This is a genomic window from Thalassotalea agariperforans (genome assembly GCF_053470345.1).
Map to the genome: position 1 here is coordinate 557386 of NZ_JBQMWH010000001.1, position 14688 is coordinate 572073.

A 14688-nucleotide genomic window follows, 5' to 3' on the forward strand; every position below is an offset into this window, starting at 1 on the left:
ATTGGTTATGTTTGTTTTTGTGTTTAAGTATCGGTATGCGTAAAGTTGAACGTTCAATTTTCATCTTTTTTGTTAATCAAGACGATAGCTTTGTTTAAGGCTGCTAGTTTAATTACTGGAAGTTCAACAATAACCATAAATAAGAAACTTTTATTTAATTTGAGTGAATAAAAAAATAAATAAAAGTAAATCGGGGGAAGTACTCAATGAGTATTCAAAATAAAATATCGGTTCAACATAAATTTAATTCATCATTTCAACATTCCTTAATTGCTTTGGCAGTGATGAGTGTCAGCACCGGCACTATCGCTGAAGAAGCGCCAGCCAATGCAGCAGAAGAAAATATTGAAGTTATTGAAGTAACCAGCGCGCGCGGTAATTTGTTAAGCGCGCAAAACTTAAAACGAGAATCAGCCACCTTTGTTGACTCAATCACCGCTGAAGATATTGGCTCGTTACCTGATCGCAGCGTGTTAGAAGCGATCCAACGTTTACCGGGTGTTTCGATTGAATTATTTGATGGCCCAGATGATCCTGATCATTTTAGTGTTGAAGGCTCTGGCGCGATTATTCGTGGTATGACCCAAACTCGCTCTGAGTTTAATGGTCGTGACTCTTTCAGCGCCGATTCTAGCCGTGGTTTATCATTCCAAGATGTTTCCCCTGAATTAATGGGTGGCGTTGATGTTTATAAAAACCAAACCGCTGACATGATAGAAGGTGGTATTGGCGGTACCATCAGTTTACGTACCCGTAAACCATTTGACTCACAAGAGCGTGTAGTTGCCTTTAACGCCGATTATTCTTACGGTAGCCTTGCTGAAAAAGGTAGCCCAACCTTTTCAGGTTTATTCAGTGACCAATGGGAATTAGACAGCGGTGGTCGTTTTGGCTTTTTAGCCAACTTTGCTAAATCAAAATTATATGGTCAGTCACACGGTATTCAGTCGGACGCAGCCGTGCAATTTAAAGCATCAAATATCGCAGGAGCTGAAGCTTTTGTTGGCGAAGATGGCGAAGGAATTGTATGGGCACCACAAGGTGGCAATATCCTGAAAAAAAGTGATGATCGTACCCGTGAAGGCTTTTCAACCGCGTTACAATATGCCAATGCTGATGAAACTTTTAGAACCACCTTGCAATACATGCGCTCAGATTCTAATTTAACGTGGCATGAGCAAGCAATGAAATACCAAGGGGGTTATTACGGCATTGATAATCGGAGAACACGTCCTCATGCCGACACACAATGGACCTTTGATGAGCGTGGTGTCTTTGAATCAGGTGCATTTGCTGCAACGGATGGTTGGGGAGCCGCCGACGGTAATCAAGACCGTATTCCTCGCACTTGGGGAGATGGTTCACATCCTGAGTTTCCCAATACTTTTCAGTTTGATAGCCGAATTCAAGACAGTTCATCATTGGTTGAAGACACTTCAATAAATTTTGAATGGAGCCCAAGCGAGCGCTTAGATTTATCAGCTGATTTTCAATACATAAAAGCAAAAAGCTCAAATGATGACGTAGTTGTTATGACGGCAACAAAAGCCGCACAAAGCTATGATGTAACAGGCGATAAACCTGAATTAACGTTAATTGACCCATGGCATGGTTACCGTGATGCTAACCCAGAACTTTTTGCTGCTGGTACATCACCGAATAATCCCGATGGTATTTGGCCTGGTTTTACCAATGATCCTGCTGGCGATACCAATTATTATAGTGACTATGATAGCTATTTTTTACGCAGTGCCATGGATCATTATGAACGTTCGGATGGCGATTCAATTGCTGTTCGTTTTGATGGTACCTACCATTTAGAAGATGACGGCTTATTTACCTCAGTACAAGCGGGTGTTCGTTATGCAAAACGCGATCAAACCGTGCGCAGAACCGATTACAATTGGAATGCCTTAGCACCTGAATTTTCAAGTGGTACGGGTTGGTTAACCAACTTACAAGGTTATCAAGATGATTTTGAATTGGTTGACTGGAGTGATTTCCAAGGCGGTGGCGTTTTTAATGTGCCTGGTGATCACACTATTTTACCAACGAAAGAATATGTTCGTTCCATTATGGGCGCAGATCCGGCTAGACAGCCTTATACAAGTAGTGATAAATGGAATTCATATCCTAATTTAAATGGTGCTAATGATAGTGAATTTGGTTTATTTTCACCAGGTGATATTAATAACACCGTTGAAAAGAACAAAGCGGTTTATGTTCGTTTAAATTTTGAAGGGGACACTGATTTAGTGTTTAGCGGTAACATAGGTTTGCGTTATGTAACCTTAAATCGCCAATCGAGTGGTTATATAAACTTCCCTGATATTCGTCCTGATTTTGCCGTACCAGCGGGTGTACCGGAACAATTAACGACAGACTATGTTCGTGATTATATCACCACGCAAATTAATAATGGCACATACGCAGATGCACGTGAGTTTTTTGATGATGATGACAATAATTGGGTTGGTGATAGAGTTAACTATTTATCATTAGCAGATCGCGAATGGGGTAATAATCACGCTGAAGTATTGCAATCAGAAGCCGATTTTAACTTATTATTACCAAGCTTTAATATTAAAGTAGAATTGACCGATTCATTGATCGGCCGATTTGCTATCTCTAAAGCGGCGGCATTTCCTGATTTACAAGATGTTCGTAATCAAACGAGTTTAAGTGCTGATATTGTCGCGTTTAGACCTGAAATTGATGAAAATGCCGATCCTGCAACATTAGACCCATTAGATTACCTGATCCAAGGGGCTATTATCAGTAGTCGTACCGGTGAAGGTGGCTATACGGGTTTAAAACCAATGGAGTCGGTGCAGTATGATTTTGCTTTAGAGTGGTATTTTGCTGATGTTGGTCAATTAAGTGCGACCATTTTTCATAAAGACCTTGAAAACTACTTTATCAAAGGTGCTGCCGCGCAAACCCATACAAACCCATCAACGGGTCGTACTGAAACCTCATTAGTTTCATCGACGGTTAATGGTGCTGAAGGTAAGATGGATGGTGTAGAAATCTCGTATCAACAGTTCTTTGATGATTTTATTCCAGGTTTTGGTATTCAATCAACGTTTACCTATATTGATGCTAGCGGTACACCTAACAATGAAATATTACCTGAAGATGAAACTTGGTTTAGCAGTGATGCCGAAGATACTGGCATTCGCGTAAACTTTGATTCAGTGCCACTGCAAGGTCAGTCAAAAGAAACCTTTAACTTTGTTGCTATGTATGAAAAAGACGCGATTAACGCGCGTATTGCTTATAACTGGCGTTCAAAATACTTATTAACCACCCGCGATGTTATTAGTAAAGCCCCATTGTGGAATGATGACCGCGGCCAAGTAGATGCGTCAATATTCTACAACTTTGATAACTTTACTGTTGGTTTACAAGGTACAAACTTAACCAATTCCGTATCGAAAACGTTAATGATTTTAAATGATGAATTATTAGCAACAGGCCGTTCATGGTTTGAGTCAGACCGCAGAATTGCTTTTGTCGTTCGTGCTAATTTTTAAGCTTAAATTGAGCATTATTTAAGGTTAATTAGCATTAAAAATGTGTTTCGCTTAGCGAAACACATTTTTCTAATAGAGCTTAATTGCTGTTAGTTTCTAAAGACTTATCTTGATTGATTTTTGTCATGATAAAGACGTCGGCAGAATAAGGTCAAATAATTCGATAAAGGCAAAAAAATGAAAATTTTATCTAGGTTGGTTTATCTGCTGATCTTTTTTATGTTGGTGGCGTGTGGAAAATCAAATGATGAGCAAAATTCAGCACTAGCGTCTACAACAAATGTTAAACAAACATTATCTTCTGTGAATAAACGGGAACAGGATTTAGAAAAAAAAATAGCACAGCAACTAGCAGAATTAACGTTATCGGAAAAAATATCGTTAGTGCATGCCAGTGGCAAATTTCATATCAATGCGATTGATCGGGTTGGTATTCCAGAAATGTGGTTATCTGACGGCCCTCATGGTGTTCGACACCAAATAGAGCGAGATAGTTGGGCGTCAGCGGGTTGGACCGATGATCACGCAACCTACTTACCCCATTTGACTTCGGTTGCCGCAAGCTGGGATCGCGATATAGCAGCGTTACATGGCCAAGTGTTAGGGGCGGAGGCACGCGATCGTGAAAAAGATTTCATCTTAGGGCCTGGTGTCAATTTAGCGCGCTTACCTCTATATGGGCGTAACTTTGAGTACATGGGGGAAGACCCTATTTTAGCTGCCAAGTTAGTTGTTCCCCAAATTAAGGCTATTCAACAAAATGATGTTGCGGCCACCATTAAACATTATGCGTTAAATACCCAAGAATTAAACCGAACAGGTGTTAATGCTAAGCCAGATGAACGAACATTAAGAGAGGTTTATCTACCAGCTTTTGAATATGCGGTAAAAGAAGCCGATGTCTTAGGAGTTATGGGGGCTTATAACGAATATTACGGGACTAATGCTAATCAAAGTAAGCATTTAGTGATGGATATTTTAAAAGGCGAGTGGGGCTTTAATGGCGTGTTACTAACTGATTGGAATGTCGATATTAATACTTATGAGGCGGCAGTTAATGGTTTAGATTTAGAAATGGGAACCGTTGTTGATAGTTATGATGATTATTTTTTAGCTAAGCCTTTCCAAAAAATGATCGAAGCAGGAGAGATACCCGAATCGGTATTAGATGATAAAGTGCGTCGCATTTTACGTGTTCAACATCGTATAGGTATGTACGATAAGGCGCGATATAAAGGTGAACGAAATAGTATTAAACATCAAACCGCGGCACGTAAAATTGCGACTGAAGGGGTTGTGTTATTAAAAAATGAGCCGGTAAACCAGCAAGCTGTGTTACCGCTAAATCAAAAAGCGATCAAGCATATTTTGGTACTTGGCCCGAATGCCGATAAAAAACATGGTCAAGGTGGTGGTTCATCTGAAGTTAAATCTTTATATGAAATAACACCTTTAGCAGGTTTAAAGGCACAATTAGGTAATGAAGTAAAAATTACCTTGATGCGTGCAAAAAGTAGTGAATTGGCACCTATCGCCAGTGATTATGTTGCTAGTCGCCATTGGACAGGTACCCCAGCTTGGAATATTGCTTATTACTCTGATCAAAACCGTAACCAGCTTATTGATGAATCTTGGGTAGTTGATTCTCAGTATCAACCGGTAAATGTCAGCAGCTCTGTTTACATTACCATGTCCGCAGATATTAAACCGTTAAATACGGGGATACACGAACTGATAGTTAAAACTGAGGGGAGCTTTAGTTTAAAAATTAATAACGAAGTGGTACTGGCATCAACAACTGATAAACAGTTAAGCCATAAAATTGCGTTGCAAGCAGATACAACCTATCAATTTGAAGTTGAATACCAAGGCAGTCAAGGTTTTGTGCTTGGTTGGGAAGCGCCGAATGATTTATTTACCCCAGAAGCTGAATATTTAGCGGCAGCAAAAGAAGCTGATGCGGTTATTTATTTTGGCGGATTGAGTCACGCTGATGATCGTGAGTCTATCGATCGAAGCCATATGAAACTACCTAACAGCCAAGATGAAATTATCAGTAAATTATTAGCTGTAAATGAAAAAACTGTAGTGTTTTTAATTGCGGGCTCTGCAGTTGAAATGCCTTGGGCTGAGCAAGCTAACGCTATTGTGTGGGGCTGGTATGGTGGTATGGAAGCAGGGCATGCCTTTGCTGATATTATCTTTGGCGATGTTAACCCAAGTGGTAAATTACCTATTACGTTACCCAAAAAATTATCTGATACAGCGCCTATTGCTTTAAATGACTATAACGCGGTTGAGTCACTCTATTCTGAGGGCGTGTTTATTGGTTATCGTTGGTTTGAGCAACAAAATATTCAGCCGATTTTTGCGTTTGGCCATGGCTTATCTTATAGCCAATTTAGTTATAGTGACTTAACGTTATCAAGTCGGCAACTTTCAGGTGCTGAGCAGCTAACGGTAACGGCTAAAATCACTAATACTGGCCAAGTTGCCGGCGCTGAAATAGTACAGCTTTATTTGCATGATAAAGTGGCAAGTGTTGCTCGACCTGCTAAAGAGTTAAAAGATTTTACTAAGGTATTTTTAAAGCCGGGTGAAACTAAAGAAGTAAGCTTAACACTGAACCAACGTGATTTATCTTTTTGGGATATTAAGCGTAACGGTTGGTACGCGGAAGCGGGGGACTTTAGTGTCCTGTTAGCCGCATCATCAGATGATGTTCGCTTACAAGCCGATTTTAGCTATCAACCATAGTTAATTAACCATAGTCATCAGCGATAGAGCAGCTAGCTTAATTAGTAATAAAGTAGAGAGGATAAAATTAAGGCTGAGATGTTATTCAGCCTTAATTTTTGTTAGCAATATATTACTCTATTTCTACCAGAATTTTTGGCCTCATATAAAGCTTTATCGACTTTTTTGAGGATTTCACTTAACGGTTCTTGTTGCCATTGAACAACACCAAAAGATGCTGTGAAGTGTATTTCGTTGCCATCGTCTAAGATGAGTTTGTCATTTTCAAAATTTTCTCTGATCCGTTCAACACTCGGTAATGCGTGTTCAATACTGGTATTGGGTAATAAAGCGATAAATTCTTCGCCACCAAAACGGGCACAAATATCAACATCACGTAAACTGGATTTTAACGAGCGAGTGGCTTGAATAAGTACTTTATCGCCAACATCATGACCATAAGTATCATTGATATTTTTAAATAAATCTAAATCTAAAAGTAATAAAGTAAAAGGCTGGTGATAGCGCTCAGACAGTGCGGCATGCTCTTGAAATTGTTTAATAAATGCACGTCTGTTTAATAATTGTGTTAAGCCATCGGTATCAGCAAGTAGTTGTAATTCAGCTTCAGCTTTTTTCCGTTTTTTAATTTCTTTTTTTAATTGCCAGTTCATTCTTAAAATAAGTACCACGACAGCAATAGATAAAAAGGTAATAAAGCCAGCAGAAATTAGCCAAGTATAAGTGCGAGAATCAAGCGGTTGTGGTGGCTGAAAAATAAAACCGGTAAGGTTGTCTTTATCAACAATCATATTTTGTTCTAAAAAAATATCGGCCATTTTTTCTAGCCGCTTTTCAAACATATGACCAATGGGTAATAGTTCAGACTTTACTAACGAATTCACCGTTAATGCTTCAAAACGCATATGGTTTAAGGATTTATTACGATTATAATCGCGAATAATAATTTTAATGATTTCTTCTGAGTGGGTGATGGCGTATTGCCAGCCTTTTAATGAAGCCTCTTTAAATCGCTGAACAGATTCGGGATTATTTATAGCTCTTTCTTCGGAAGTAAAGAGAATGTCGCTATAAAAATCAACACCATAATCGATTGGTGCAATTACATTATATTTTAGCCCTTGTTCTTCAATGTAAAAAGGCTCATTGGTACTGTAAGAGTTAAAAGCATCGGTTTTACCGTTGATCAGATCATTTAATTTATAAGTGCTTTTTTGAATATTAATTTGGTTTTCTTTTAAACCTGCGGCTCTAAACATCGCAATAAGATCGGCATCGTCGTTATTACCCGCAAGCATGACACGCTTATTTTTTAACTGTTCAGCTTTGGTAATATTGGAATCTGCCATGGTGATCAACACTGATGGCGAATGTTGGAAGATAGCGGCTAAGGCTACCAGCGGCTCTCCGTTTAAGCGGTTGATTAAAACTTCACTGTTACCTTCAGCAAAGTCAGCTCTACCTGCTAATAGCTCTGGTACTGGTTGGATGTCAGGGCCGCCAGCAACAATCTCAACATCAAAACCAGCTTGTTCATAATACCCTTTATATTTAGCGGCGTAATAACCGGCAAATTGATATTGATGATGCCAACGAAGTTGCATACGAACTTTTTCAAGTTCAGCCGCATTTAGTGCTGGGTTAATACTTAACCCAAACACGAAAAAAATGAAAAAAGTTATAAATAATCTAAACAAAATAGAGATTTAATATTATTTTTATATCTTTATATAGTAAACAATGTTTTTAATTTGTACTAATTTTTTAACTGTATTTATTGTTTTAACTGGCTTTTAGCGGAATTTAGTTCTTAATTAGTACAAAAAATGAACATGTTTGGTTTCGTTAAGTGACAGGTTATACCAATCCGTATAAGAAAGTGAGCACTTCTTTATACGCAATGGTATAAGCTTTTATTACTTTAATTGTAAAGCCGCATCAAATGACGAAGTTAACAATCTTGCTTGGTGTTACTTAAATGTTCTTTTCTAAACTGGGTTGGGGTTGCGCCAACCAGCTTTTTAAAAAACGTATTAAATGTTGCTTTTGAATTAAAGCCAGCTAAATCCATAATGTCTAACATGGTTGACTTTTTATGCTCAGGTAACAGCAATAATCTTTTACTTTCTTCAATACGGTAGCTATTAATAAACTCAAAAAAGTTTTGTTTGAAATGACGGTTAATATTTTGCGATAACATACGTGCTGGCATATTTAGTTGCTTAGCCAGATTTTCTAAAGTTAACAAGTGATTTAAATATGGTTTGCTACTTTCCATATAAGCGACAATGCTATCGATTTGTTCTAAATCGACAGGATTTTTATCACTTTGTTTATTAATTTCAGGATCAATACCCTTAAATAATGACGTAAACCCTAAACTGAAGTAGATCAAGAAACTGATCAAGAGCATGGCACACCAGTTTGAGGTTAGGCCAATCAGTTCATAATCTATTTCAATACCTAAGGTAAAGTTAATGGTAAAACCGATAGTAATTATAATGGCAAAGATATAAATGGTGAGAAAGCCGATAATTAATACTTTTAGCCAGGTCAGATCAATTGACTCTATATCCGAAAACTCATTTTTAATATGTTGATGATAGCGCTTTAGCTCAACCAAACATAAAATACCGCAAAATGTGCGAAAGCACTCTCTAAAGAAATTTATACCAAAAATATAATCGGGGGCATCGGCTAGGCTGTAAGTGGTTAAATGCGCTATTTTGGTTTCAGCATCTAGGAAGTACCAATTTTGACTTTCGTGAATAAAATAAGCTAATAGCGGCAATAAATAAAGAATGTGCTGTTTTTTAAATTGATAATCTTTATAAATAAGTGTTCGAACATAAAACAATAAAACCACCGGCTCTAACCAATAAGCTAAACCAAAGGTGTAAAATAAATGCGGCGAATAACCGATGATTATTTGCCTGAACATTTCACCAAAATTAATTAAATTATCTAAGGGAATTGCGGCATTGGTTAACAGAAATAACGCCAAAAGAATATTACTTTGTCTACGCCCTTTTTTTAAGACAAACAGAAAAATAGCAAAAAGTAGACATTGATAAATGGTAATTAATAATGCGAGATCGTGGGTATTGAAGATAACATCTTTCATAATAGGTGAGTTTTATTTTTATTGTATTTGTATGAGTGGCTCAAGCCTGAAACTTCATGTTAAACGAATCACTATTTTTTAGCAAAAACTTGTGTTTTTAGCCTTTTGTTAGAGCGCCTTAATAGCATTTTTGTCGTATTTATAAGGCTTTATTAACTATGGAAGAGCAAAATTATTTACACCTTTTGATGTGGATACTATAGGTATATTTGTTAAAGAAAATATGGCGCTTACAATAGAAGTAGTAAGCGCCAAAGATATCAAAGGTTAGCTTAAATTGAGCTATCGATGGTTATTTTTTGTTTTTTCTTCATGTAAACAAAAAAGCCACTAAAGATGATAATTAAGAAGATAGGGAATAATATTAAATTACTCAGAGCAGCCTGTCCTGTTGCAATTTCTAGTGCTGAACCAGTTAGGCCGGTAGCGGCAGCTTCAGCTTTTGCTGAGTCAATCCAACCACCAATCACAGGGTTCCACATACTTACGGAGAACATTCCAGCGCCACCTAATAATGACATGCCCAAAGCTCCTGTTTTAGGTGTGTATTCTGCGGCACAACCGATCATTGTTGGCCAGAAGTATGTTACACCAGCAGCAAAAACAACGGCAGCGATATAAACTGAACCACCTTGCAGCTGAGCCATTAAATATAAACCCAAGGTTGTTAAAACAGCAGAAGCTAATAATACGCCAGGAGGGCTAAGTTTATGTACTAATGGTCCAGCAAAATAACGGCCAAGTGCCATAATACCTGTTACTAAGGCCAATATTAGCATTGGATGTGCTCCTGAAGAACCAAGAATTTGGTTAATCCACTGACCTGGGCCAAATTCACTGATTGCAGTTACGGTCATACAAATGATCAGAAAAATATAAATAGGATTTAATAAGCCTTTAAGGTTAATTAAGGTATCGTCATTTTCAGATTCTATTTCAGGGAAGGTAAAACCAAGCATCATCACACCATAAATGATAGTAGGAATTAAAATAACGGATACTTGAGCTTCCCAGCCTAAGCCCATTGAACTCATGCCTGCTGAAGCTAGAGACCCGATTACAATGCCGCCAGGAAACCAGACATGAAATTTGTTTAACATGGTGGTTTTATTATCAGGAAAAAGTTGTGCGATTATCGGGTTACAACCAGCTTCAACTAAACCATTGGCAAAACCAACTAGAAAAGTTGAGATCATTAAGCCCCAAAAACCATCAGCAAATACGGTTAATATTAATCCTAAAGCGTGACCGATAAAGGCTAACCAGACGATTTTTTTAGCGCCAATTGCATTATACAAAATACCACCAAACATCGTGGCTAATGGGAAGCCTAAGAATGCCATACTGGCAATCCAACCTAGTTCTTTACCGTTTAATCCATATTCTTGACCTAAGTCTCCTAAAATCCCTGCGCGAATAGCAAATGTCATTGCTGTTACGATCAGAGCGATACAGCTGATGTTAAAGACTCGTTTTGCATCTGCATCAGAGATATGTGTTGCTGAACTCATAATTATTTCTCTCATTGTTATAGTTATTTTTTACTTTTTATTATTCTAAATAATAGTAAGTTATATTTTTTAACCTCACTTTGGGGAAGAGCTAAAATAGCTTACCCCTAATTGAGGTTATTAAATGCTAACTTAGGTTATTTTATGCCTAAAATACTTTTATTAAATTCTTCATCAACCCCAGTTGCAGCGAAATCATCAAAGGCCTTTTCGGTGACTTCAATAATGTGCTTGGCAATAAATGGTGCGCCTTCAGTCGCGCCAGCAACAGGGTGTTTAACACAACATTCCCATTCTAAAACAGCCCAACCGTCAAAATCGTATTTGGCCATACGAGTGAAAATGCCGCTAAAATCAACTTGGCCATCACCTAATGAACGGAAACGACCAGGGCGGTCAATCCAGCTTTGATAGCCGCCATAAACACCTGAGCGACCATTTGGAATAAATTCAGCATCTTTAACATGAAAGGCTTTAATGCGGTCATGATAAATGTCGATAAATTCAAGATAATCTAATTGTTGTAACACAAAATGGCTTGGATCGTACAAGATATTTGCACGAGGGTGGTTATCAACAGCAGCTAAAAAGCGTTCAAAAGTAACGCCGTCATGCAAATCTTCACCAGGGTGAAGTTCGTAACAAATATCACAATCGGCTTCATCAAAAGCATCTAAAATAGGTAACCAACGGCGCGCTAATTCAGCAAAACCTTGCTCAACTAAACCCGCAGGGCGCTGTGGCCATGGGTATACGGTATGCCATAATAATGCGCCAGAGAATGAAGCATGGCTTTTTAGCCCTAAGTTTTTACTGGCTTTTGCCGCTAAAAACATTTGCTCGGTTGCCCACTTGGTTCTTGCTTCATAATCATTACGGACATGATCAGGGGCAAAACCGTCAAATAAGGCATCGTAAGCTGGGTGTGAAGCAACTAATTGACCTTGTAAATGGGTAGAAAGTTCGGTGATTTCTAAACCATTTTCAGCGACAATCGCTTGTACTTCTTGGCAATAATCTAAGTCGTTAGCTGCTTTTTCTAAATCAAATAAACGGCCATCCCAAGAGGGTATTTGAATACCTTTATAGCCTAAACTTGCTACCCATTTACAAATATTAGGTAGGGTATTAAATGGTGCTTCATCAGAAGCAAATTGTGCTAAAAATATCGCAGGACCTTTTAACGTTTTCATATAAACTCTCTTTGTTATCTTTATTCGTTAAGTTCAATAAACTTAGTAATTAATTTTTAATCAGCTAACAGTTGCTCTAGGTTGTACCATTTAGTGTCTTGATTTGAGCTGTTAACAAATGACTCCACTAACGCCATACCACGGACACCTTCATGTACATCAGGGAAGTCGTAGTCTTTATTGGCATCATAGTCACCGTTAGTAAAATCACGAACGGCTTGGGCAAAACTGACATAAATATTGGCGAATGCTTCTAAATAACCTTCAGGGTGACCCATTGGTGTACGAGTATTTGCGGTTGTGCGAGCGCTATGCATACCACCGGTTCTTAATACTTGCATTGGTTTATCTAAATATTTAAGCGTTAATGTATTTGGCTCTTGTTGTTGCCACTCTAAGCCACCTTTTTCACCGTAGACACGAATGGTTAAGTTGTTTTCTTCACCAGCGGCAATTTGACTTGCTTGCAAGGTGCCTTTAATGCCATCTTGCATTTTTAATAAAACGATACCGTCATCATCTAAACGACGACCTTCAACAAAAGCGGTTAACTCGGCACAAACATGGGTAATTTCTTTACCGGTAACATATTCCACTAAATTGGCAGCGTGGCTACCAATATCACCCATGCAACCGGAAATGCCTGAACGTGCGGGGTCCGTTCGCCAATCTGCTTGTTTGTTGTCGCTAGCTTGTGCTTCAGATAACCAGCCTTGAATGTACTCTACAATGACTTTTCGAATAGGGCCAAACTCACCATTAGCAACTAAGGTTTGAGCTTCTTTCACCATAGGATAGCCAGTGTAGGTATGGGTTAAGCCGTATAATAAGCCCGTTTGTTCAACGATTTTTTTTAGCGCTTTAACTTCGGTTAAATTAAGGGTGGCGGGCTTATCAGATAATACGTGAAAGCCAGCTTCTAAAGCGGCTTTTGCCGCAGGGAAGTGCATATGGTTTGGAGTTACAATGGCGACAAACTGCATACGTTGATCAGCAGGTAACTTTGATTCAGCATCAACCATGGTTTGAAAATCAGGGTAACAACGCTGCTCTGGTAACATTAATGCGCGACCTGAAGCGATAGATTTTTCAGCTGAGCTGGAAAATGCACCACAAACAAGTTCTATTTCATTATCAATACTTGCTGCCATACGATGTACGGCGCCAATAAAAGCACCACTGCCGCCGCCGATCATGCCCATTCTAATTTTTGTTTTGCTTGTCTCAGCCATTTTATTACCTAATATTTGTTATTAATGTATGTCAAAATGATAAAGTTATTTCCATTTTGCTTGATAAAAGCTTTATTCAGTGTAGCCATCTAATAAAAAGACAGGTAATAAAAATTCGGTTATCGATGCAATAAAATCGGCGTGACATGTTTTTATATGCAATTAAAATGTAAATATCTAACCGGTATATTGGGTTTATTCAGTTAAGGATTTCGTTTGAATAGAGAAGAGTTGTTATCGCAAATATCTAGCCAGCAAGCGTTAGCCATGTTTAATTTATTACCAGAAATCTCTTTTTGGATAAAAGACAAACAAAGCCGAGTGATGTATGCCAATCATAGCTATATCACAAGAGTTGGCTATAAAACGTTAGAGCAGTTACTGGGTAAATCTGATTACGACTTTTCACCAAAACATATCGCGAAACAATTTATTGTTGATGATCAAAAAGTGATGGCTGGCGAAGTTGTAACTGATCGTTTAGAAATGAATTTAACCAAAGAAGGTGGATTAGCATGGTATTTAACCTCTAAAAAACCCTTAACGGATGATCAAGGTAATATTATTGGTTCATATGGTGTCACCCGACACCTTCATAAAACGTCGGAAATTATGTCGGGCATTACCGAGATTAAAGCTCCGGTTGAATATGTAAGAAACAATTACCAAGAAGAAATTAGCGTTGAAAAATTAGCAGAAATTGCGTTTTTATCCATAAGTGCCTTAGAAAGACGTTTTAAAAAATACTTATCCAAAACCCCGAAACAATTTATTCGAGAATTTCGCTTAGAAAAAGCACGTCAGTTACTCGTTGAAACGCGTTTACCTATTGCGGAAATTGCCTATGAATGTGGCTTTTCAGATCACAGTTATTTTAGTCGTCACTTTAAAATGCTATTTCATGAGCTACCATCGCAATTACGTGCGGATAAATAAGGTTACATAGATTTTAATTGGTGCAAGATACAACAATCTTGAACTTGATGATTTTTGCAAGAGTCGGCGAGTGCTGCTAACGACACCTCTAACATCGCAAGCTCCCTTTGACTTTGCTGAATACGTGCGAGTTGATCGGTAATAATTTTATCAACGCTAGCACAAGACGCTTTTGGCTCTTGTTGTACTTCAATCAGTTGTTTTATATCGCTAATTGCAATATTTAGTTCTCGACACCGTCGAATGAAAATTAACGTTTCAATATTTTCCTTTTGATACTGTCTATAACCATTGCTTGTTCTATGTGGTGGCGTTAACAAACCGATTTTTTCATAATAGCGGATTGTTTTTGCGGGTACTTGGGATTTAATGGCTAACTCGCTTATTTTCACCTTGACC

The 14688-nt window shown here is 38.1% G+C and carries 9 protein-coding genes; 3 read left to right on the forward strand and 6 right to left on the reverse strand.

The window, feature by feature from the left end:
* The first annotated feature begins 206 nt into the window (after positions 1-206).
* Positions 207-3536, forward strand: coding sequence for a TonB-dependent receptor (locus ACSLUO_RS02450; protein WP_448245874.1), 3330 nt, complete (start codon positions 207-209; stop codon positions 3534-3536).
* 177 nt (positions 3537-3713) lie between these two features.
* Positions 3714-6293: a glycoside hydrolase family 3 C-terminal domain-containing protein gene (locus tag ACSLUO_RS02455; protein ID WP_448245876.1), complete on the forward strand. Its 2580-nt coding sequence runs from the start codon at positions 3714-3716 to the stop codon at positions 6291-6293.
* A 101-nt stretch (positions 6294-6394) separates the two neighbouring features.
* On the opposite strand, the gene ACSLUO_RS02460 is transcribed toward ACSLUO_RS02455, so the two are convergent.
* The 5 genes from ACSLUO_RS02460 to ACSLUO_RS02480 form a co-directional block, all read right to left on the reverse strand.
* Positions 6395-7954, reverse strand: coding sequence for a diguanylate cyclase (locus tag ACSLUO_RS02460; RefSeq protein ID WP_448245878.1), 1560 nt, complete (start codon positions 7952-7954; stop codon positions 6395-6397).
* A gap of 290 nt (positions 7955-8244) precedes the next feature.
* A complete protein-coding gene (locus ACSLUO_RS02465) occupies positions 8245-9417 on the reverse strand; it encodes a helix-turn-helix domain-containing protein (RefSeq protein WP_448245879.1) in 1173 nt (390 codons plus the stop codon).
* Between the two features lie 272 nt (positions 9418-9689).
* Positions 9690-10928, reverse strand: coding sequence for an MFS transporter (locus tag ACSLUO_RS02470; RefSeq protein WP_448245881.1), 1239 nt, complete (start codon positions 10926-10928; stop codon positions 9690-9692).
* 137 nt (positions 10929-11065) lie between these two features.
* Entirely contained in the window at positions 11066-12121 is a 1056-nt protein-coding gene (locus ACSLUO_RS02475) for a sugar phosphate isomerase/epimerase family protein (RefSeq protein ID WP_448245882.1), read from the reverse strand.
* A gap of 56 nt (positions 12122-12177) precedes the next feature.
* Complete coding sequence (locus ACSLUO_RS02480) at positions 12178-13353, reverse strand: Gfo/Idh/MocA family protein (protein ID WP_448245884.1); 1176 nt, start codon at positions 13351-13353, stop codon at positions 12178-12180.
* A gap of 216 nt (positions 13354-13569) precedes the next feature.
* Here ACSLUO_RS02480 and ACSLUO_RS02485 point away from each other — a divergent pair, with 216 nt between their 5' ends.
* Positions 13570-14289 carry a PAS domain-containing protein gene (locus ACSLUO_RS02485; RefSeq protein WP_448245886.1) on the forward strand — a complete coding sequence of 240 codons (720 nt, stop codon included), beginning with the start codon at positions 13570-13572 and terminating at the stop codon, positions 14287-14289.
* A 2-nt stretch (positions 14290-14291) separates the two neighbouring features.
* Here ACSLUO_RS02485 and ACSLUO_RS02490 read toward each other — a convergent pair whose 3' ends face one another.
* Positions 14292-14681 (reverse strand): MerR family transcriptional regulator, encoded by a 390-nt coding sequence (locus ACSLUO_RS02490; RefSeq protein WP_448245888.1) that lies wholly within the window; start codon positions 14679-14681, stop codon positions 14292-14294.
* Between the last annotated feature and the right edge of the window lie 7 nt (positions 14682-14688).

Bases quoted from the DNA above. Each gene is read 5' to 3' on its own strand.
- ACSLUO_RS02465 (WP_448245879.1), bottom strand. From the start codon at position 9,417: ATGAAAGATGTTATCTTCAATACCCACGATCTCGCATTATTAATTACC.
- ACSLUO_RS02480 (WP_448245884.1), bottom strand. From the start codon at position 13,353: ATGGCTGAGACAAGCAAAACAAAAATTAGAATGGGCATGATCGGCGGC.
- ACSLUO_RS02475 (WP_448245882.1), bottom strand. From the start codon at position 12,121: ATGAAAACGTTAAAAGGTCCTGCGATATTTTTAGCACAATTTGCTTCT.
- ACSLUO_RS02455 (WP_448245876.1), top strand. From the start codon at position 3,714: ATGAAAATTTTATCTAGGTTGGTTTATCTGCTGATCTTTTTTATGTTG.
- ACSLUO_RS02470 (WP_448245881.1), bottom strand. From the start codon at position 10,928: ATGAGTTCAGCAACACATATCTCTGATGCAGATGCAAAACGAGTCTTT.
- ACSLUO_RS02450 (WP_448245874.1), top strand. From the start codon at position 207: ATGAGTATTCAAAATAAAATATCGGTTCAACATAAATTTAATTCATCA.